The sequence below is a fragment of the Leptotrichia trevisanii DSM 22070 genome, assembly GCF_000482505.1.
Taxonomy (GTDB): domain Bacteria; phylum Fusobacteriota; class Fusobacteriia; order Fusobacteriales; family Leptotrichiaceae; genus Leptotrichia; species Leptotrichia trevisanii.
Genome location: NZ_AXVL01000023.1, coordinates 1 through 21825, shown reverse-complemented (window position 1 = coordinate 21825; position 21825 = coordinate 1). Strand labels below are relative to the sequence as shown.

Here is a 21825-nt window from a genome sequence, read left to right as displayed (position 1 = left end):
GTTTCTTTTGCTACGAATGGAGGTTTCACAATTGAGAGTAGTCGAATGGGATAGAAAAGAGAACATCAGTAAAATTTTAATAGATGTATTGGAGTTAGATCCAAAATTTTCTTTTGATAAGGAAAAGGATGATATATTTTTTTTATATAATGATGAAGAATTGTATGGTTATGCAATTCTAGTTTTAAATGATATTGCAGAATTAAAAAAAATATTTATTTTGCCAAAATTGAGAAATAATGGATATGGAACGTTTTTTTTAAAGCATATGATTAATTGGCTTACAAATAAAAATTTTGACTCACTAATCCTAACTAATCACAAAAAAATGAACAATTTTCTTGAAAAACAGCGATTTATAAAAACAGAGGATGGATACATATTAAATAATCTGGCAGAAGCTAAAAGGCAGAAAAAAAATATGCTATCTATTTCCAAGTTTGCAATTTGTGTAAATATTGTCCTTGCTTTATTAAAAATTATAGCTGGGAAAATTTTTTACAGCATGTCGCTACTTTCTGACGGATTAAATTCACTTTCGGATTTGATTACAAATGTGCTGGTTATTGTGGGGCTAAAGGTTGGAAGTAATCCTGAGGATAAGGAGCATCCGTTTGGGCATGGAAAGATAGAATCGGTTTTTAGTGTGATAATAGGGACGTTTATAATGATAACGGCTTTTGAGCTGATAAAAGATAATTTTTCAAAATTAACTTCTTTTAGTAATGAAAATAATGTGAATATTACACTTATTCCAATAGTTATAACTGTTTTGGCAATATTGATAAAAATTTTTCAATTGACTTTTATGAAGGAAAAGGCAAAGAAATATAATAATGCCTTGATAAATTCCCTACTTGCAGATTACAATACTGATATTGTTATTTCCAGTTCTGTTTTGTTTGGGTTGCTTTTATCAAGGATTCATCCTATATTTGATACGATTGTAGGATTTATTGTGTCAATTTACATTATAAAGAGCGGTTATGAACTGATAAAGGAAAATTCGTTAATATTGATGGATTCACAAGATGATGAGCTAATTGAGAAAATACGTTCAGAAATACTGCAATTTGAAGAAATTGAAAATGCACATGATTTTCGCATGACAACTTCTGGAAAAGACATTTATATGTTCGTAGATGTGAGAATGGATAAGAATAAAACGATTGAAGAGGCACACGATATTACGAATAAAATTTCTAAAAAGATTAAACATAAATATAAAAATATAAAAAGACTTTTGATTCATATAGAGCCTGTTTATGAAGATGATTAAATTTTTTGAAATAGAAATTAAATAAGTTACTAATTTATAAAAATATAAAGGAGATATAGTAAAATGATAGAAAAAATAAAACATGAGAAATACAAGATTTTAAAAAGAAATATTATGGAAGATTCTGATTTTACGAAGGAAACAATGTTTATTCTGATTTGTGCAATGATTATAGCGTCAATAGGATTAAATACAAACTCTGTTGCAGTAATTATTGGAGCAATGTTGATTTCGCCACTAATGTCACCAATTCAGTCGCTAGGATTGGGATTATCAAATGGAAATTTAAAAAGAGTTTATGTATCACTTTTTAGATTGGGAATTTTTATATTAATAAGTGTAGTAAGTTCCACTTTTTATTTTTTAGTAAGCCCTATAAATGATGCAACACCACAGATACTAGCAAGAACTTATCCTACTTTATGGGACGTTTTAATCGCAATTTTTGGTGGAATTGCAGGAGTAATTGGAAAAACTAAAGAAGATGGTGGAAATGTAGTTCCTGGAGTAGCTATTGCAACAGCATTAATGCCGCCTTTATGTGTAGTAGGATTTGGGATTGCTCATGGGAATCTGAAAATTTTTCTTGGAGCAGGATATTTGTTTATAATAAATGTATTTTTTATAATGATAGCAACATTAGTTGGCTTGATAGTTTATTCTGGAAATATTTTTGAAGCAAGAAATAAAATTTCAATAAAAAAACAAATAATATTTTATATAGGAAGTTTAATCATAATTATTCCAAGTATATATACAGCAACAACTTTAGTTCAAGATATAGCGAGAGAAAATTCATTAAAAAAATTTATTTCAAGGGAATTAAAAACTCATTATGTTTTTGATAATTCTATTAATAAAAAAGATAAAACTGTTACTTTAAAAATTGTAGGAGATGCCTTTAAAAAACAGGATATTGAGAAATTAGAAAAAAAACTGGAAAAATATAAATTGAAAAACTATAAATTAAAAATACAGCAGTTATCCAATGAAAAGTATTTAACAGCACAGGACTTATCAAAATATCTGAACGAAGAAAAAATAAAAGAAAATGCGGAAGATATTACATTACCACTAAAAAATGAAAATCAAACAATTTTGGAGAATGATTTAAAAACTGTTGAAAATATTTTATATAAAAATTTTTCAAATAATATTAGAGAAGTTAAAATTGGAAAATTAATAGATGCAAATAATAATGAAAACTTTGTTGTTTTAGTTGTTGGGAATGAAACAATGACAGATGAAGTTTCTGAAAAGATAAAAAATATTGAATTTGATACTGAGAAAAAATATCAAATTATTATTGAAAAAAATAAGCAAGAAAAAGTTAATACATTATCTGAAGAGAATCAAAAATAAATTTTTGAAAAATTAAAGTAACAGAAATTCAATAAAAGTTAGAAAAAAAATAAAAAATCTTGTGAATAAATGGAAAAAATAGATTAAAGCCTTGACAAATGGCTTTATATTTATTATAATAGTTTGTATAAATGTGAAAAAATTATGATTTTTTATAATTATTTTACAACATTGAATTAAAAAATTAATGATATAAAAATTAGAAAGGAGTCGATAAATAATGGCAGTACCTAAGAAAAGAACCTCTAAAGCAAAAAGAAATATGAGAAGATCACACGATTCTATCAAAGCTCCAAACATTGTTGTAGAAGCTGATGGATCAATAAGAAGACCACACAGATTAAACTTGGAAACAGGAGTTTACAGAGGTAGACAAGTGTTGGCAGGTAATGAAGCAACTGATGCTGAATAGTTTGTCAAAGCAGGATTTATGTCTTGCTTTTTTTTTACTTTTATTATTTTTCAATTTGAATGTTTTTAGTTGTATTTTTAATAGAATTATGATAGACTTTAGTAGATAATTTTTAAACTGGAATTGGTATAAAATTATAAGGAAATAAATAAAGATGAGAGAATAAAAAATAAAATCTGAGGTGAGATATGAAAGTTGGAATTTTAGGAACAGGATCTTATGTGCCTGAAAAGATAATGACAAATGATGATTTGGCAAAAATTGTGGATACAAATGATGAGTGGATAACAGTTAGAACTGGTATCAAGGAAAGAAGAATTATAGATGAGAATGAAGGAACATCAGATTTGGCATTTAGGGCTGCACAAAAAGCAATTGAGGATGCAGGAATTGATAAAAATGAAATTGACTTAATTATTGTTGCAACTATGACATCTGATTATGGAACTCCATCGACTGCAGCACTTGTTCAGGATAAATTGGGGATAAACACAGCAGCGTTTGACTTAAGTGCAGCTTGTACTGGGTTTGTTTACGCTTACTCTGCTGGACATAGTTTTGTTAAGGCTGGAATTTATAAGAAAGTATTGGTTATCGGTGCAGAAGCAATGTCAAGAGTAGTTGACTGGACTGACAGGGGAACTTGTATTCTATTTGGAGATGGTGCAGGAGCTGTTGTGATTGGAGAAGTAGAAACTGGAGGATACTTAGCAAGCCATCTTGTAGCTGACGGTTCTGGAGCATGTGAATTATTAGTGCCTGCAGGAGGTACTAAAGAGCCTGTATCTAAAGAAAAAATTGATAATAAGGATATTTATCTGAAAATGAATGGGAGAGAAATTTTTAAATTTGCAGTAAGAGTGTTCCCAGAAACTGTAGAAGATGTATTGGCTCAGGCTGGAATAACTGCTGATGATGTTGATTTATTTATTCCGCATCAGGCAAATATCAGAATTATTGAGTCAATTGCAAAAAGATTTAAGCAGCCGCTAGATAAATTTTTCGTAAATTTGGATAAGTACGGAAATACTTCGGCGGGATCAATTCCGATAGCACTTGATGAGGCGATAAAGGAAGGAAAACTTAAAAAAGGCGATAAGTTTGTTGCTACTGGATTTGGTGGTGGACTGACTTATGGATCAATTTTGGTGGAATTGTCTAAATAGTTGTAAAATTAAATTTGTATAGCTGAAAGTTAAAATTTTTTGTAAAAAAAATTGAGAAAGGCAAGAAGAATAAAAAAATTAAAAATATAAAATTATAGGAGGAAAATTATGAATTCAAAAATATTTTGGGGACTGGTAATAGTTGTTTTAAGTTTATTTAAATTTATACCTGAGGATATTATGAAATATATTGTTAATTATCAGGTTGTAATGATTCTTGTGGGAGCTTATTTTCTTGTTAAGAAGAAAAAACATGGTTGGATTTTTCTTTGCGTAGGAGTTTATCTGTATGTTACAAGTTATGTGTGGGAAGGATTACCATTATTTGTACTTCCATTAATTTTTGGACTGGCTGTTGTTGGACTTGGAATAAAGGAAGTTGTTGATAAGAAGCAATTAACTAAATTTAACAGTAAAAAAACTAAAGAATCAAAAGATGAAGAAATAGTAGATGCCGAAGAAATAAAAAAATAAATATTTTAGAATTTGAAATTATAGATTTTAATTAAAATTTTGATACAAAATTTTGAGATTACTTGAATTTTTTCAAAATTAAAATAAGTTAATTTTAAGGATTAAGTAAAATTGGAATGAATGATTTTATTATATTAAAAAATATGAAAATAAGAGGAGAATTTTATGTCAAAAATTGCTTTTGTATTCCCAGGGCAAGGGACTCAATATGCTGGAATGGGGAAAAAATTATATGATGAATTGACTGATGAGAATAAAAAATTAATTGACGAGATTTTTAAAAATAATGAAGATGTGAAAAAAGTTATTTTTGAAGGAACTGATGAGGAACTGAAAAATACGAAATATGCACAGCCTGCGATTGCACTATTTTCAGTTGTTTTAACAAAATTATTGAAAGAAAAAGGTATAAATGCTGATTTTGTGGCTGGACACAGTTTGGGAGAATACAGCTCTTTATATGCAGCTGGAGTTTTAAGTGAAATTGACACATTAAAATTGATTTCAAAAAGAGGGGAAATAATGAGCAGTGCCAATATTGACGGTGGAATGGCTGCAATATTGGGGCTTAGTGCAGAAGATGTGGAAAATATATGTGGTGAAATTGATGGAATTGTGGAAGCAGTAAATTATAATGAGCCAAAACAGACTGTTATTGCCGGAGAGAAAGAAGTAATTGAAAAAAATCTTGAACTGTTTAAGGAAAAAGGAGCAAGAAGAGCATTGCCTCTAGCAGTTTCAGGGCCTTTTCATTCATCATTGATGAAACCTGTTGCAGAAATTTTGAAAAAAGAATTTGAAAATTACACTTGGAATAATCCAGTAACTCCGATTGTTGCAAATACCACATCAAACATTTTAAATTCTGCTGATGAAATTCAAAATGAACTGTATAATCAGACATTTGGACCAGTAAAATGGGTTGACACGATAAATAAACTAGCTGAAAATGGGGTTACAAAAATTTATGAAATCGGACCTGGAAAAGTATTAGCAGGACTAATTAAGAAAATTAATAAAGAAATTGAAGTTATTAATATTGAAAATGTTGAAAATTTATCAGATTTAATAGATTAATAAATACTTTTTCTTTTAGAAAAACTTTGTTTTGTAAATATAAAAAAATTAAAATTTTAAAAATAAGAAAAGGGTGAAAAAGACTGACTTGGAAGTAAATTTCTAGGTACAGTCTTTTTTTATAATGAACTTCTAATCAAAAAAAAAAAAAAAATAGATAAGGAAATTAAAATCAGAATATCAAAAATATAAGTTACACTATAATAAAAGAAAAATATAAAAATTTTATAAACTTTAGGAGGAATTGGTATGAAAAATTTACTCAAAGTGTTGTTCTTAGGTTCTTTAATGTTGAGTGTGGCTTCGTGTGAACTTTTTAGTCCAAAGGAATGGGCAAAATATAATAGAGGTAGGGAGTTAAGAGGGCGTACTTGTGATTACGATAGATACGGTAATTATAAATGTTATGATAAAAGACCACATTGTATAAGAGATTCAAGTGGAGAAATTGTAGAATGTAGTGAAAAACCTTATTAATTATATTACAAATAAAAAAGGAGAATTTTATGAAAAATATTATTAAATTTTTAATTATCACAGTAATATTTCTATTATTTATTGTCGGGTGCGTTGAGTTATCAAATACTGTAGGGAATAGAAAAATTTGCGATGAAAGAAATCATTGTGAATATTCAGGTTATCATTATAATAGGTAAAGATTAAAAAATATAGTATGTGAATGTGAAAAGGCTGGCTTGGAAGTAAATTTCTAAATACAGTCTTTTTTTATGCAAAAAAACTATAACTTATAAAAAATTTAATATTTTTTTAAAATAATTTAATTTATGTATTGACTTTTATTTAAAAATATAGTATAAATTATTAAATAAAAATTAAATAAAAAGAGGTGGGTAATTATGGATAAGGTTTCAAAAAAAGAAAAAAGTAAAATTGAAAAAATGAAAAGAAAGGAGAAAATCAAAGAATTAAAGGATAGGGAAAAAGGGTTTACGCTCGTAGAGGTGATACTGGTAGTAGCAATTATTACAATAATATCGGCAATTGCAGTGCCACAAGTTGGGAAGTATTTAAATAAGGCGAATAGAAGCAAGGTAATTGGAGCAGTTGCGGAACTTAATAATACTACAACTTCTTGGAGCATTGATCATGGCGGAGATGCACCTAAGAATTTACAGGATATTTTAACAGAGCATGGAAATCTCAATAAACTTGGAATAGGGTTGGACAGCAACGGGAAATTTAAGATTGGAAATATTGAAGGAAATGTAGTTTATCAGGATGGAGAGGTTTTTGCCAAAGTATCTGCAGGAAGTAAGGCATTTGCGGGGGAAGAAATTAGGAAATAATGAATATTGTGCTTGAAATTGTGAAATATTGTATTTTTTTTAGAATTATCTGGATTGATTTGAAAAAAAGGATTATTCCTGAAGAAAGTTTTGTTATTTTACTTGTATTAGGATTAATATCAGCAATTGAAAATACCAATTTAGAAGGTTATTATTTGGGAATTTGTGCTTATTCAATGCCAATGATAGTGCTTTATATTCTGGAAGATTATTTTGGAAAAACGCTGATAGGCTTTGGGGATGTGAAGCTGATGATGGGGATTGGTGGTATTTTGGGATATTTTGGAGTGGAGAAGATTGTAAATTTTTATATGATTTTGTATATCTTTTCTGGAATAGTTGCTTTTTTATTTTTATTTTTGAAAAAGTGGAAAAAGTACGAATATATACCATTTGCACCGTTTATCATCGTAAGTTATGTTGTTTTTGAGATTTTTGGCAAATAAAAGTTGGGGAAAAAATGAGAAGGAATAGTGGAGAAACATTAATTGAGAGTTTGATTTCGATGTTTTTTGTAACAGTTATCATTGTGTCAGTTGCAAATTTATTTTTACAGACATTTAAAACAGATATTAAAGTCGATAATTTAAATGAAAAGAATGTAAATATTGAAAATATGGCTGAAATATTAAAGGCAAAAAAATATATTGAAATTGTAAATTTTATTGGGAAATATGAGATTTCAAAAGTGGAGGATTTTTATAATAGATTTGCAGTTGAGAAAAAATATCAAGTTTTAAAAAATTTGGAACAAAAACGAGATAAAAGGGGAAAGTTTCAGGAAGATAAAATAAATGTGGAAATAAAGAGGACGGATGGGTATTTTATGAATGAGTTTGGACAGAAAGAATATATTTTTGAAATAAATATTGATAAAATAAAGGATTATTATTTTCCAAATATTGATGAAAGCAGTTAAAAAATTAGTTTGTAGGAGGAAAATAAATGAAAAAAAGAGAAGGATATTTATTAGTCGAAATATTAATAAGTATGTTTATATTTTCTGTTCTTGTATTCATAGTTTCTGTGTTCTTAAAACGTGCAGTTATTGTGGAAAAGGCAAAGAAGGATAATCAGAAAATGTATGAGAAAATATATTTTTCAATGGATAAAATTGTTTTGGATATAAAGAATAGAGATATTCAGGGATTTTCTTATGAGGGAGAGAATAATAACATTTTTGTTAAAGAAAATAAAATAGTTTTTAAATTGAATGAGATTTTTTACAAAATTGAATTTGATAAAGGAAAATTATATATTTCAGATGCTGAAAATTTAAGAAAGTTTGGAAGCAGGGTTGAAGTTGGGAAATTTCGTGAGGCAAGGTTTGAGAAAGTGGGGGAATTACTGATTATTAAGTTAAATAGTAATAGAAATGATAGTGTTAGGGCTGTGAGAATTTAAATTGAGGTTTTGGATAATGAGAAATAGATATTTTAGGTTATTGAAAAATATAAAACTTGGAGGAAAAAATAAGAATATAAAAAAAAGAAATGAGGGAGCTAGCCTTGTTTATGTTTTGGTAATTTTGTCAATAATTTCAGCATTTTCAATTAATTTTGCTTACTATGTGCGACAAAAAAAGGAAATGGTGTTTTTGAAAAGCCAAAAGGAAAATAATGTTGAGAAGAAATTTTTGATACAGAAGGAAAATCAGAATGTAGAACGAATTTTGAATAAAGGGATTTTATTTGATGGGAATACGGTTTCGTTAGATAGGAGAGAGCGATATTTTGATAGTGCTTTAAAAAAAAATGGGCAAGCTGTTGAGATAAAAAATTTGATTTTTTTAGCAAAAGATACTGAAAGTGTTGGGAATTACAAGGTTAAGTTAATAAGGGATAGCAGTGATAATGAATATTCATTACCACTTGAAGAAAATAAGGTTTATAGTGAATTGAAAGTTATTTTTGCAAGGAAAATTTTGAATGAAGAGATATTGTTTCAGGAAAAGATAGAGTTTGGGAGATTGAGTCCGCTGGAAATAGAAATGAGGGTTTTGGAATCAGGTTTTTTATAAAACTGTTCAAAATGGAATATTAGAAATAAAATAAAATAATAAAGGGGGAGTGATGGGAGAAAAAATAAAAATATATATAAGAAGTAAAAATAAAATTTATATATATTTTAACGAAGAAATATATTTTTTTGAAAATCAGGAACTGGAAATGGCTTTAGAGTCGTTTTTTGAGGAAAATCAGTTTGAAAAAAATATGAAAGCGGCTGTGATTTTACATTTTTCATATTTTTTATTTGGTAATTTTGGAGAAAATGTGGAAAAATCTGATAAAAAGGAAAATGATGTTGAAAATTTAGGAAAAAAATCTATAAAATTGGAAGATATTTCGGAAATTTTTAAGAAAAAGATTAGTTTTGTGAATAGAAAATTGGTTATAAATCATTTGGAAAATCAGTTTTTGGATATTTATTTGGATAAAAGGGAAATTACTAAAGTAAAGAATTGTTTAAAAAAATATCAGATGGTTATTTCGGAATTAAAAATAGATTTTGATGCTGTTTACAGTTATTATAGGGATAGAACTTTTGAAATTAGTCAGAATGAAAACTTTGATAAAAATTTTGAAAATAACGATGATTTTTTTAAACATCAAGAAAATTTTCAGAATGCGACAGGAGCTGTGGAAGGTGTTCAGGAAACAGGAATTATAAAAAATTCAAATATAGATAGAAATTTTGGTGAAATAGAGGAAATTGATATAAATGAGAAGAGTAGCGATAATTGGGGATTTTTTGACAATGGTGTAAAATCAGGGAATAAAGGCGATAGAATTGAGATTTTGCAGATTGGGGAAGAAAGTAGCCTTAGAATCTTGATTGCGGATGAGAAAATTGTCGAGCTGGAAAAAATTGAACTGAAAATTGAGGATGTGGATGATGTTGAAAACTTTGATTTTGGAGATATGACGGTTGTTGGAAGTGGGGAAAATGATGTAAAAGTTGTATTTGCAGGGGCGGAGCTTTCGGATAATCCTGATTTTATGAAGAAAATGGCGATTTTTGATAAGGAGAGTGTAAAAAATATAAAACTTTCGGATGTTGTTATTGTTGGAATTTTTATCATTGCATATTTTTTGATTTATAATTCGATTCCGCTTCAGAAAAAAACTGTGGAAAATGAGATTATTCAGAAGGAGATAAAAACGCTGGAAAAGGATTATTTGAAGAAAAAGGCTGAGGAAATTCCAGATTATTCGAAGGAGCTTGTCACACTTCGTGAAATTGATGGAGCGATAAAAAGGAGAGAATATTATTCGGTTATAAAATTTTTAGTTGAAAATAGTAAAAATGGTATTGATTATACAAAAATTAATTATGAGAATGCAAAGTGGACTGTGCAAGGGGAGATGGAGAATTTTAATAATTTTGAGAGATTTGAGAATAATATTTTGAGAAAATATCCAAGTTCTGAATTGGGGTATTTGAAGGATAATGATACAGCGACTGTTTTTGAATATGTGGTTGAATCTTTTTAAAATGAAATGTGTAAAAATTAAGTAGATTTAGGATTTTAGATAAATAATCGAAACTTGAAGTTTTTTTGATTGAATAAAAAAAATAGGAAGAAATAAAATGATAAAATTGAATTTAAAAATATTAATACTTTTGGCTGGGATTGTTTTTATGATGGTGAATATTAATAAAAAGTATGGAAAGTATAAGGAAGTTTTGAATAACAGGAAAATTTTGATTGAGAGTAAAAGGAATCTGGAAAGTAAGATTGTGGATGTGGTTGAGGAGAAAAATTCAGAGAAAGAAAGAATTATGGGGGAGTATAATCAAATATTGGCATTGACGCAAAGATTATCGTTTTTGTCGATAAAAAATGAATCTGAATTTAAAAAGATGATTTATGTGTTTTCGCATGACAGTGGACTGAAAATGAAGGAAATTTCAAAGTCGGAAAATGTCTGGGAACGGAATGGGTACAGACTTAAATATATTCATTTTACAATGTACGGAAGCCTTAATGATTTTGGGAAATTTATTTATTTTGTGAATAAAAGCAGGAAATATATTGATACTTCTAAAATGTTTATGGAGCTTACGAGTGATGGATTTAAAATTTCACTTGGCTTTATAGAAAAGGTTTCAGATAAAAGGAAGATTAGTGTTGAAAATAGGAAGAAAATTGTATAGATTAATGTTTGAAAGGGGGAATTGCGGTTTTGGGAAAAAAGAGAGGTTTTAGATTGTCGATTATTTTGTTTTTAGTTATTTTGTTTGCTTGGAGCAATATTTTTGGAGCGAAAACGGCTGATTATGTAAATAAGAGTGATGTGGAAAACGCTAAAAAAATATTTATTTATGAAGTCCCAAAGAAAGTGCAGACGGAAAAAAAGGAAAATAGTGATAATAAAGGAAAAAGCAATAATAAGCAGGATAATAAAAATAATAATTCTGCAAATAGAAAAGAGGAAAATAAGAACCAGGGGCAGAATAAGAATAATGTACAGCAGACTGTAAAGGAAGTTAAAAAGAAAACTGGGGAAGTTGACTTGGAATACAGGAATGTGAAGGATATTACGGAGGCACTTAATGGATTTTTTGGATTTGAAGTGATTGGAATTGATAATAAGGTAATTTTTAGTGGAGATGAGAGCAAAGTTGAGGAAATGAGGAGAATCATAAAGTCGCTGGATAAGGAAAAGGAGCAAGTTATAATAAAGGGCACTATAATTGACACAAGTTCAAATCTGTTTGAGCGTCTTGGAATCGACTGGAGCATAAATAGCAATAACTCTAATGCGACTAAGGATAATCTGGTGGCAAAATTTTTGAATGGAGAAGTTTCGGTTGCATCAATTTTTTCAAAAGGAGGACGATTTTTAGGAATAGATTTTAACTTGCTGAAGGAAAATGGAGATATACGGATTGAAGCTATGCCGACACTTATGATTATGGAAAATGAGGAAGGGGAACTGAAGGTTACAGAGGAAGTATTGGTTGGGGAAAAGAAGACAACAAAAAATGATACTGAATATGTGGAGCCAATTTTTTCGGAAGCCGGAATTGTCTTTAGGATAAACCCTGAAATCAGGAAAATTAACGGAGTAAAGAAAATATTGCTTAAAATTGATACAGAAATAAGCAACTTTAAGCTGACTTCAAGCTATAATGCCTCTTCTGGAGCTAAACAGAAGAATCAGACTAAGACAACAATTACATTGAATAATGGCGGCTCGACATTTATTGGAGGATTAAAGCAGGATGTGAGCAAGGAAACTGTAAGAAGGATTCCAATTTTATCAAAAATCCCTATAATTGGGCCACTGTTTAAGTATCGCCGTACTAATAGGGAAATGCGGGATATTTATATTGAAATTGAAGCGGTTATTCAAGATAAAACTTAATTGAAAAACAATCATTCTAAACTTTTTACACTTCAAATGAAAAAATTTATAAATTATACTGCAAATTTCAAAAATATGTAGTATAATATCAAATAAAGACTTAAAATTAAAAAATATAATTGAAAATTGTAAATTAATGAATTTGAATTAAGGAAAGGAAAAAAATGATTTCAATTCAAAGGCTTGAAGAAATAATAAAAAAGTTTAATAGTGTTAGAATTGCTGTAATTGGCGATATGATGCTAGATGAGTATCTAATCGGGAAAGTTAATAGAATTTCTCCAGAGGCACCAGTTCCGATTGTGAATATTGAGGAGGAAAGGTTTGTGCTGGGAGGAGCTTCAAATGTGGCAAATAACTTAACTTCACTTGAAGGGAAAGTTTTTGTTTACGGAGTAATTGGAAATGATGCGAATGGAGAGAAATTTATAAAGGAGCTTGAGAATAAGAATGTGAATCCTGCTGGAATTGTGAAAGATGAAACACGTCCAACGATTATTAAGAGCAGGGTTTTATCGCAAGGGCAGCAGCTGCTTAGGCTGGACTGGGAAAAGGATACTGATATTTCAGAAGATATTCAGAAACAGCTTTTAGAAAATTTTGAAAAAAATATTGAAAATATTGATGCGGTGCTGCTTTCTGATTATAACAAGGGACTCCTTACAAAATATTTGTCAGAAAAAGTGATTGAAATAGCCAAAAAGCATAATAAAAAAGTAATGGTTGATCCAAAGCCACAAAACTTTAAAAATTATATTGGGGCAACTTCAATGACTCCAAATAGAAAAGAAATTTTGGATTATTTTGGAATGAAAAAATTTACGAGTGAGGAAGAAATCGCTGAAAAAATGGCACAATTAAAGAAAGAGCTTGAACTGGACAACGTTGTGCTTACTCGAAGTGAAGAGGGAGTTTCGTTATTTAGGACTAAACATAAGAGAATACCGACTGTGGCAAGGGAAGTGTATGATGTGACAGGTGCCGGGGACACATTTATATCGACATTTTTACTTTCGATATGTGCTGGAGCAGATTTATATGAGGCTGGGGTAATTGCAAATATGGCATCTGGAATTGTAGTGGCAAAAATAGGGACTGCTACTGCAACACAAGATGAAATACTGGAATTTTACAAAGATAATGACAATGTGTTGAAAAATATATAAAAATTGTTTATTATCAAATTTAAAGAATTTATAAAATAAAAATAAATAAGATTTTAAAGGAAAGGGAAGTGAAATTATGGCAATTATTGCGGCAGTTGAAGCTGGGGGAACGAAATTTATCTGTGGATTGGGGACTGAAGATGGGAAAATCATTGACAGGGTAAGTATTCCAACTACAACTCCTGAGGAAACAATGGCACAAGTTATTGAATATTTCAAAGACAAGGAATTCGATGTAATGGGTGTTGGGAGCTTCGGGCCAATTGATCCTGTGAAAGGCTCTAAAACTTATGGATATATCACAAAAACTCCAAAACCTTATTGGAGCGATTATGACTTAATTGGAGAATTGAAAAAACATTATGATGTTCCGATGGAATTTGATACAGATGTAAATGGTGCGGCTCTTGCTGAAAGCTGGTGGGGTGCTGGAGAAAATCTTAAAAATGTCATGTATATTACTGTTGGGACTGGAATTGGAGCTGGAGCAGTTGTTGATGGAAAAATGCTTCAAGGATTGACTCATCCTGAAATGGGACACATATTTCTGAAAAGACATAAAGATGATAAATTTGAAGGAAGATGCCCTTTCCATGGGGATTGTATGGAAGGAATGGCAGCAGGGCCTGCGATAGAAGACAGATGGGGTAAAAAGGGATATGAACTTGCTGACAGAGCTGAAGTTTGGGATATGGAGGCATATTACTTGGCTCAAGCTGTGGTAAACTATACTTTGATTTTATCACCTCAAAAAATAATTATGGGTGGAGGAGTTATGAAGCAAAAACAACTATTCCCATTAATTAGAAAATATACATTGGAATTTTTAAATGGTTATGTTCAAAAAGAGGAAATCTTAGAAAAAATTGATAATTACATTGTTTACCCAGGACTTGGAGATGAAGCGGGATTTGTTGGTGCGATTGCATTGGGAAAAATTGCGTTGGAAAACAGTAAAAGGTAACAATTAAAGAAAAAAAGTATCTGACAGTTAATCAAAAAGGGGGAGATTAATTAAAATGAGAAGCATTGTAAAAGATGGAAAAAATGAAATTAATGAAAAGGATTTATTATCATTTACCAAGAGTGTGTATTATTTATTAAATGGTAAAATTTCGCTAATTGATACACTTGAAATTGTTGCACAGAATTATGATGAGGAGTTAAAAAATAAAATAATTCACACAAAACAGCAGATTGAAAAGGGAGTTTCGCTTCACAGGGCTTTTTCAAAGATTACTGCAAATAAAGAATTTATGGAAATGGTTAAGATTGGAGAAGAAACAGGGAATCTGGAAATAGTTTTTAAAAATCTGTATGAGAAATATGAGTTTAATCAGAAAATAAAAAAAGATGTGAAAAATTTGAGTATTTATCCATTAACAGTTATAATTACGGCATTAGTCATTGTATTTATACTGCTAAAATTTGTTGTGCCTAAATTTGTACTGATTTATTCTGACATTGGACAGGAATTGCCAAAAGTTACACAAATTGTGATAAATGTCAGTAAAATAACTGATAAATATGGTATTTTTGTTTTAATTGCCATAATTTTTTTATTTTTTGGGCTAAAGAACTGGAAAAGACAGAATGAAAAGAATTTTGAAAAAATTTTTTTAAAAACAAAAATGACTGGACAAATGTACAAAAATATTTGCATATTGAATTTTACTAGAAATATGTATTCTCTGACAGATGCCAATGTTCCATTGATTCAATCTCTAAAAATGTGTACAAATTCCAAAAGTTATATTTTAAATGAGGAACTGAAAAAAATTATTTTAAAAATAGAAAAAGGGGAAAGCATTCAAAAATCTTTTAAAAACACAACTTTCTTTGATAATGAATACATTAGTTTTCTCACAGTTGGAGAAAAAACAGGAGAAATGAAAATATCTTTTTTTAATTTGAATGAAATTTATTATGAAAAAGTGAGTGAAAAAATAAAATGGTTTTTGAAAATGTTTGAGCCGATTTCAATAATTTTTATTGGAGTAATTATTGGACTTATTGTATTTTCAGTTATGTTGCCGATTTTTAAAATGGGAGAAATGCTGTAAATATTAAATGGAAAATATAAGAAATTAAAGTTGGAAATTAGAATTTTAGATTTAACACAAATAATTCTATTCTTAGTAAAAGGGAGGCCTACCTATAAGCGAATAAATAAAATATAATATATGTTTTTTAGGTAATTGTAAAAGTAATAATATAAAAACTTAATAAATACAGAGTTTTTATCTAAAATATTAAAGTTTTACAGTAGAAAGTACTGGAGACAAATGGTAAAAATTAAAACTGTAAAAACATTGTAATTATTAGAAATTTCAAACTTTTACAAATGGCCAATATGTTTTTAAAAAGGAAAATAAATTGTTTAGTTTGTCTAAAATAATTTGAATTATATCAAAAATAGTTTAAAATTGGACTTAGAAGTTATGAGTATGCTATTCAAATTTTATAGATTTAATTTTAAATGGATGTTAATATACAATAAAAGAAAAAAGGGAAATTTATGATAGAAAATTTTATAGAATCATCAAAATATACGCAAAATTTGTTTAAAATAGAGAATGAAATTATACAGAATATAAAAAAAGAAAGTTTAGATGAAAATGTGCCAATTATTACTGATGAAGTGCTAAATTATATGATTTTTACAGCTAGAAATATGAAAGCAGGGAACATTTTGGAAATTGGGACTGCAACAGGATATTCAGGGCTATTTTTGGCACAGATTGCTAATGAAAATGGTGGATTTTTAACAACTATGGAAATTGATGAAAAACGTTATAATAAAGCTGTAGAAAATTTTAAAAAATTAGGATTATTTGAAAAAAATAAAATGATTTTAGGAGATGCTTTGGAGCAGATTCCGAAACTTGATAAAAATCTAAAATATGATTTTATTTTTATTGATGCGTCGAAAGGGCAATATTTGAAGTTTTTTGAAATGAGTTATGAACTTCTCAGTGAAAATGGAATTATTTTTATTGATAATTTAATGTTTCGTGGATTAGTTGCTGTGCAAGAGGAAGAAGTTCCGAAAAGATATAAGACGATTGTAAAAAGACTTGGAGAATTTATAGAAAAATTAAACGAAGAATATAATTTTGTGTTATTACCGTTTGGAGATGGCGTTGGAATAGTAAAAAAATAAATTCTTACGATTTTTTATTTGACATTCAAAAATCATAGTAAAATGGTTAAATATTGAAAAATTTAGAATTATCTAATTTTTGTCAATTTGATAAAAATTGATTTAAATAAATAATTTTATAATGATGATAGGAAAGAGAAGTGAGAAAAAATGAAATTTCTTTTGTATAATATTCGATATGGGACTGGAAAATATTTGAATCAGCCGTTTAAGCATATAAGAGGATATTTAGGGCGTTCGGTAAGGCATATTTATCGGATTGGGAAATTTATTAACAAATATAAGCCTGATATTGTGGGACTTGTAGAAGTTGATCTTGGCTCTTTTAGAATGTACAGTAGAAATCAGGCTACACTTCTTGGAAGAATTACTAGAAATAATAATGTTTATCAGTACAAATATGAAGAAGATTCTAATTATATGAAATTTCCAATGGTTAGAAAACAAGGGAATGCCCTACTTTGTAAAAATCCAATTGTAAGAGAGGAATTTCACTATCTGGATGTTGGAATGAAAAAATTGATTATTGAGGTGGAAACAAAGGATGTGATTGTATTTCTTGTGCATTTGGCACTTGTAGGAAAAACACGGCAAAAACAAATTGTGCAGCTTTATAATCTAGTGAAAAATTGTAAGAAACCAGTTATAGTAGCTGGTGATTTTAACGTTTTTTGGGGCGAAGAGGAAATTGAGATGTTTTTGCAGGCTTCAAATCTAAAAAATGTAAATACAAGAAAAGATCCGACTTTTCCGAGCTGGAATCCTAAACGTGAACTTGACTTCATACTTTGTTCCCAAGAAATAAAAGTAAATAGTTATAAAGTTATACAAACTCAGTTATCGGATCATTTACCGATATTAGTTGATTTTGAAATTGTACCTGATTTCTCAAAAAATAAAACTTTGTAAATTAGGATTTAAAGATTACAAGACTATAAAAAAATTAAAAATATGGATTTATTTTTTGAATTTTTTTAGAATATTGACAAATAATGCGATATGTGATATAAATAACTGTCTAATAGAGACGCCCCATCTCTACATTTAGACTTCTTTCATACAAAAAAACGAGCACACGGCTCGTTTTTGTTTTATAAACAAGCTTTTGAACGGGGAATTAATAATATAGCAATTCTAGTTTAAAACGGGAGTAGAAGCTATCCATTGCTTTTTACATGTTTTTACTCCAATTTTTAAGTGGATTGATTATAGTTTTGAAATTTATGATAAATATTTAGGAGAACAGGATTACAGGATGAAAAAAGAAATAGCGATAATTGGTGGCGGTGCATCGGGTTTTCTAACAGCGATTACTGCAAAGAAAAATAATAAAGATGTTGTCATTCTGGAGAGAAAGGACAGAGTTTTGAAAAAGGTGCTGACTACTGGAAATGGGCGATGTAATTTGACAAATGTGAATGCTTCAAATCGGAACTATTTTGGGATTGAGAAGATGAAACAGCCGATTGAAGAAATTTTGGAAAGTTTTACTTCACAGGATGCGATGAGATTTTTTGAAGATGAAGTTGGGATTATTTGCAATGAGGAAAATCGTGGGAAAGTTTATCCGCTTAGCGGACAGGCGGCTTCAATTGTGGATGGGCTTAGGTTTTATGCACAGAGTCTTGGGATAGAGATAATTACAAACTTTTATGTTACAAAAATTGAGAAGGAAATGTTTGAATTTAAGATAATTTCCGAAGATAAAAGGCAGATAATTGCCAAAAAGGTAGTGCTTGCAACTGGTGGAAAGTCATATCCTGAACTTGGCTCAAATGGAAGTGGCTATGAACTTGCAAAGAGCTTTGGGCATACAGTTACGAAATTAACGCCTGTTATTGTGCAGCTGAAGGCAGAAAAAGAAAAAATAAAGGGATTAAAAGGAATTAAGTTGGATGTGGAAATTACAGCTTTGGGAGAAAATGGAAGTGGAGAGAAAATAAAAATTTGCACTTATGATGGAGAATTATTGTTTACAGATTTTGGGATTTCTGGAAATGTGGTTTTTAATATTTCATATGTTTTTCCAATTTATAAAAATGTGGAATTTGAAATTGACTTTATGCCAAAATTTACTTATAATGAAATTTTTGAAATTTTGAAAAAACGTCGGACAATATTAAAGGATTTTACAATGGAACAATTTTCTAATGGAGTTGTCAATAAGAAACTTGGACAATTTTTGACAAAAACGGCAGGAATAGAAAAGTTGTCAAAAAGTATAAATGAACTTACAGACAATGAAATTCGTAAAATCTGTACAACTTTAAAAAAATACAAAATAAAAATTATCGATACAAATGGCTTTAAGGCAGCTCAAGTTACCGCTGGAGGAATTCCATTAAGCGAAATAAATTTGGAAAATTTGGAATCAAAAAAAGTTAAAAATCTGTATTTTGCTGGGGAAATACTGGATGTTTACGGTGAATGCGGAGGATTTAACTTGCAATGGGCTTGGACATCGGGATATTTTTTAGGAAAAAATATTTAAAAAATTATAAAATTGGAGTTAAGAAGTTGTAAAATAATAACCATAATATTTTTTTCACAGTAGATAGAAATATTTTCAGAAAGGGTTAAATCCTGTATTAACTAAGATTTTATTAACTTTTACAAATAACTAAAATTATAACTCAAAGGAGAAAAATGATTAGAATAAATAATATAAAAATGCCTGTAAAACACAACGAAAATGATTTAAAAAAAACGGTTTACAAACTTTATAAAATCAACGAAAATGAAGTAAAGTCATTTGAGATTGCAGGACAGTCAATTGATGCGAGAAAAAAGGATAATGTCTTATTTGTTTATGCGGTGGATATTTCTTTTAAGTTTGACGAGGAAACGGAAAAGAAAAGATTTGAAAATGTGAAAAATGTGCGAAAAATTGAAAAAAAACCTTATTCTACGGAAAAAATTGAGAACTTTACAGAAAATGAAAATGTGAAACGCCCTGTTATTGTCGGAAGCGGTCCTGCTGGAATTTTTGCTGGACTTGTGCTTGCTGAAGCTGGATTAAAGCCAATTATCATTGAGCAAGGAAAAAATGTGGATGAGCGTGAAAAGGATGTTTATAATTTTTTCAAAACTGGAAAACTCGATAAATATTCAAATGTGCAGTTTGGAGAAGGGGGAGCTGGAACATTTTCAGATGGGAAATTAAATACGAATACAAATAATTTTCGGATTCAGAAAGTTTATGATGAATTAATTCTCGCTGGGGCTGATCCCAAAATAAATTATATGTCAAAACCCCACATTGGAACTGATAAATTAATTGAAATAATGCGTAAAATTAGGCATAAAATCGAAAGTCTTGGGGGAGAATACAGATTTAGCACAAAATTAACAAAAATAAATTATGAAAAATCTGATTCTGAAAATAATAAAATAAAAAGCATCTTAGTCGAAAATGTTGAAAATTCTGATGAAAATAAAATTTATGAAATTCCAGTTAATATTCTGGTTATGGCAATTGGGCATAGTGCAAGGGACACTTTCTTTATGTTAAATGAAGAAAATGTTGCAATGGAACGAAAAACTTTTTCTGTCGGAGTTAGGATTGAACATCTTCAAAGTATGATAAATTACTCGCAATACGGGAAATTTGCTGATAAATTGCCAGCTGCAGAATATAAATTAAATGTAAAAACAAGCAATGGACGTGGAGTCTACACGTTTTGTATGTGTCCTGGCGGTGTTGTTGTGCCATCTTCAAGTGAAGTTAGGAGGCTTGTTGTAAACGGAATGAGCTATTCACAAAGAGATTTGGAAAATGCAAACTCTGCAATTTTAGTAAATGTCTTTCCAGAAGATTTTCCAGGCGAAAGCGTTCTGGCTGGAGTAGAGTTTCAAAGAAAACTGGAAGAAAAAGCATTTGAACTTGGCGGAAAAGATTACAAAGCCCCTATTCAGTTATTTGGCGACTTTTTAAATAATAAAACTTCAACAAAATTAGGAAAAGTGAAACCAAGCTATCTGGCAGGCTACAAATTTGCAAACTTAAATGAAATTTTTCCGCAATTCATAAATGATTCCATAAAAGAAGGAATAACTTTAATGGATAAGAAAATAAAAGGATTTGCCAGCTATGATGCAATTCTTTCAGGTGTGGAAAGCCGTAGTTCCTCTCCAGTAAAAATTCCTAGAAATGAAAGATTTTTCTCAAATATCGAAGGACTTATGCCTTGCGGGGAAGGTGCAGGATATGCTGGGGGAATTATGTCGGCGGCAGTTGATGGGATAAAGTGTGCGGAGTATGTGATTGAGTATTATCAAAATAGTTTATAAGCTAAAGGGGGTAAAAATGAAAGAAAAATTAACATTTTTTGATTTTTGTTCTGGAATTGGTGGAGGAAGGATCGGAATGGAATCAGCAGGATTGGAATGTATTGGACATAGTGAAATAGATAAAAAAACTTCTGAAACGTATGAAAAGTTTTTTAAAGATAATAGAAATTATGGAGATTTAACAAAAATTGAGACAGAGTAAAAAATATAGGGGCAGTCATTAAATACCGCAACAAATCTTTTTTGACTGCTTTTTTTAAAATATTTTGCTTTGTGATATTTCTTTCAAAACTTCCCTAATCGGACATTCTCCTCCTCTCAAATATGGCAGATTTGTGCTTTTTCCTGTTTCATTAACAATTTCTGGCAAGCATTCCATCTCTATTACCTTTTCTAGTGAACTCGTTCTTTTGCCGCTAAAGTACAATTCATACGCCTTTTCCCTGTTTTTTCCATAGTTTGCAAAAAAGGTGTGATATAACGCTCTTGCCTTTATCTTCCTTCTTGAAAACGCTTTCGGCCTGCTTGATAGAAATCTTGAGCATTCGTGGGATACTAGGGCTTCCGTCCTTGAGCCTATGTAATCCTCTTCAGTATATATCCTTCTTATCTTCTCATACTGGTTAAGCAGCATCTTCGTCTGGTCTTTTCTTCTCTGACTTACATTCTCCTTTTCCTTGAAATTTTCATAAAAGTTTTCAAGTTCTGCAAAGTTATCTTTCTCAAGCCACCTGTAAAGATTTTTTGATATTTCCTT

Annotated in this window: 23 protein-coding genes and 1 pseudogene; 23 read left to right on the top strand and 1 reads right to left on the bottom strand. The window is 29.5% G+C overall.

Annotated elements, in window-relative coordinates; all coding sequences use genetic code 11:
• Positions 1-31: 31 nt before the first annotated feature.
• The 23 genes from K324_RS0106175 (at position 32) to K324_RS0106060 (ending at position 21270) form a co-directional block, all read left to right on the top strand.
• Positions 32-1279: a GNAT family N-acetyltransferase gene (locus K324_RS0106175; RefSeq protein WP_026748394.1), complete on the top strand. Its 1248-nt coding sequence runs from the start codon at positions 32-34 to the stop codon at positions 1277-1279.
• Positions 1280-1342: 63 nt separating this feature from the next.
• Positions 1343-2641: a TIGR00341 family protein gene (locus K324_RS0106170; RefSeq protein ID WP_026748393.1), complete on the top strand. Its 1299-nt coding sequence runs from the start codon at positions 1343-1345 to the stop codon at positions 2639-2641.
• Between the two features lie 220 nt (positions 2642-2861).
• On the top strand, positions 2862-3053 hold the full coding sequence (gene rpmF / locus K324_RS0106165) for a 50S ribosomal protein L32 (protein WP_026748392.1): 192 nt from the start codon (positions 2862-2864) through the stop codon (positions 3051-3053).
• Between the two features lie 188 nt (positions 3054-3241).
• Complete coding sequence (locus K324_RS0106160; RefSeq protein WP_026748391.1) at positions 3242-4219, top strand: beta-ketoacyl-ACP synthase III; 978 nt, start codon at positions 3242-3244, stop codon at positions 4217-4219.
• A 108-nt stretch (positions 4220-4327) separates the two neighbouring features.
• Positions 4328-4693, top strand: a complete 366-nt coding sequence (locus K324_RS0106155) for a hypothetical protein (protein ID WP_026748390.1) — start codon at positions 4328-4330, stop codon at positions 4691-4693.
• A 165-nt stretch (positions 4694-4858) separates the two neighbouring features.
• Positions 4859-5770: an ACP S-malonyltransferase gene (fabD, locus tag K324_RS0106150; protein ID WP_026748389.1), complete on the top strand. Its 912-nt coding sequence runs from the start codon at positions 4859-4861 to the stop codon at positions 5768-5770.
• 249 nt (positions 5771-6019) lie between these two features.
• Positions 6020-6247: a hypothetical protein gene (locus K324_RS14410; RefSeq protein ID WP_051354405.1), complete on the top strand. Its 228-nt coding sequence runs from the start codon at positions 6020-6022 to the stop codon at positions 6245-6247.
• Positions 6248-6627: 380 nt separating this feature from the next.
• A complete protein-coding gene (locus K324_RS0106135) occupies positions 6628-7077 on the top strand; it encodes a prepilin-type N-terminal cleavage/methylation domain-containing protein (protein WP_026748388.1) in 450 nt (149 codons plus the stop codon).
• Positions 7077-7523, top strand: a complete 447-nt coding sequence (locus K324_RS0106130) for a prepilin peptidase (protein ID WP_026748387.1) — start codon at positions 7077-7079, stop codon at positions 7521-7523. The genes K324_RS0106135 and K324_RS0106130 overlap by 1 nt, the downstream gene beginning before the upstream one ends.
• Positions 7524-7537: 14 nt before the next feature.
• Positions 7538-7996 carry a type IV pilus modification PilV family protein gene (locus K324_RS0106125; protein WP_026748386.1) on the top strand — a complete coding sequence of 153 codons (459 nt, stop codon included), beginning with the start codon at positions 7538-7540 and terminating at the stop codon, positions 7994-7996.
• Between the two features lie 26 nt (positions 7997-8022).
• Complete coding sequence (locus K324_RS0106120) at positions 8023-8481, top strand: prepilin-type N-terminal cleavage/methylation domain-containing protein (RefSeq protein WP_026748385.1); 459 nt, start codon at positions 8023-8025, stop codon at positions 8479-8481.
• 16 nt (positions 8482-8497) lie between these two features.
• Entirely contained in the window at positions 8498-9097 is a 600-nt protein-coding gene (locus K324_RS0106115) for a hypothetical protein (RefSeq protein ID WP_026748384.1), read from the top strand.
• 52 nt (positions 9098-9149) lie between these two features.
• Positions 9150-10571, top strand: coding sequence for a hypothetical protein (locus K324_RS0106110; protein WP_026748383.1), 1422 nt, complete (start codon positions 9150-9152; stop codon positions 10569-10571).
• A 97-nt stretch (positions 10572-10668) separates the two neighbouring features.
• The gene (locus tag K324_RS0106105) at positions 10669-11235 is read left to right on the top strand and encodes a hypothetical protein (protein ID WP_026748382.1); all 567 of its coding nucleotides are present in this window, start codon (positions 10669-10671) and stop codon (positions 11233-11235) included.
• Positions 11236-11264: 29 nt separating this feature from the next.
• Complete coding sequence (locus K324_RS0106100) at positions 11265-12449, top strand: type II secretion system protein GspD (protein ID WP_156906972.1); 1185 nt, start codon at positions 11265-11267, stop codon at positions 12447-12449.
• 164 nt (positions 12450-12613) lie between these two features.
• Complete coding sequence (rfaE1, locus tag K324_RS0106095) at positions 12614-13615, top strand: D-glycero-beta-D-manno-heptose-7-phosphate kinase (protein ID WP_026748380.1); 1002 nt, start codon at positions 12614-12616, stop codon at positions 13613-13615.
• A 76-nt stretch (positions 13616-13691) separates the two neighbouring features.
• On the top strand, positions 13692-14579 hold the full coding sequence (locus K324_RS0106090; protein WP_026748379.1) for an ROK family protein: 888 nt from the start codon (positions 13692-13694) through the stop codon (positions 14577-14579).
• A 55-nt stretch (positions 14580-14634) separates the two neighbouring features.
• A complete protein-coding gene (locus K324_RS0106085; RefSeq protein ID WP_026748378.1) occupies positions 14635-15678 on the top strand; it encodes a type II secretion system F family protein in 1044 nt (347 codons plus the stop codon).
• A 455-nt stretch (positions 15679-16133) separates the two neighbouring features.
• On the top strand, positions 16134-16778 hold the full coding sequence (locus K324_RS0106080; protein WP_026748377.1) for an O-methyltransferase: 645 nt from the start codon (positions 16134-16136) through the stop codon (positions 16776-16778).
• Positions 16779-16928: 150 nt separating this feature from the next.
• A complete protein-coding gene (locus K324_RS0106075) occupies positions 16929-17687 on the top strand; it encodes an endonuclease/exonuclease/phosphatase family protein (protein WP_026748376.1) in 759 nt (252 codons plus the stop codon).
• 346 nt (positions 17688-18033) lie between these two features.
• Positions 18034-19269, top strand: coding sequence for a BaiN/RdsA family NAD(P)/FAD-dependent oxidoreductase (locus K324_RS0106070; protein ID WP_026748375.1), 1236 nt, complete (start codon positions 18034-18036; stop codon positions 19267-19269).
• A 155-nt stretch (positions 19270-19424) separates the two neighbouring features.
• A complete protein-coding gene (locus K324_RS0106065) occupies positions 19425-21068 on the top strand; it encodes an NAD(P)/FAD-dependent oxidoreductase (RefSeq protein ID WP_026748374.1) in 1644 nt (547 codons plus the stop codon).
• A gap of 16 nt (positions 21069-21084) precedes the next feature.
• Positions 21085-21270 (top strand): DNA cytosine methyltransferase, encoded by a 186-nt coding sequence (locus tag K324_RS0106060; RefSeq protein WP_026748373.1) that lies wholly within the window; start codon positions 21085-21087, stop codon positions 21268-21270.
• 54 nt (positions 21271-21324) lie between these two features.
• Here the strand turns inward: K324_RS0106060 and K324_RS0106055 are convergent.
• Positions 21325-21825: pseudogene (locus K324_RS0106055) on the bottom strand (ISLre2 family transposase); the annotation flags it as partial.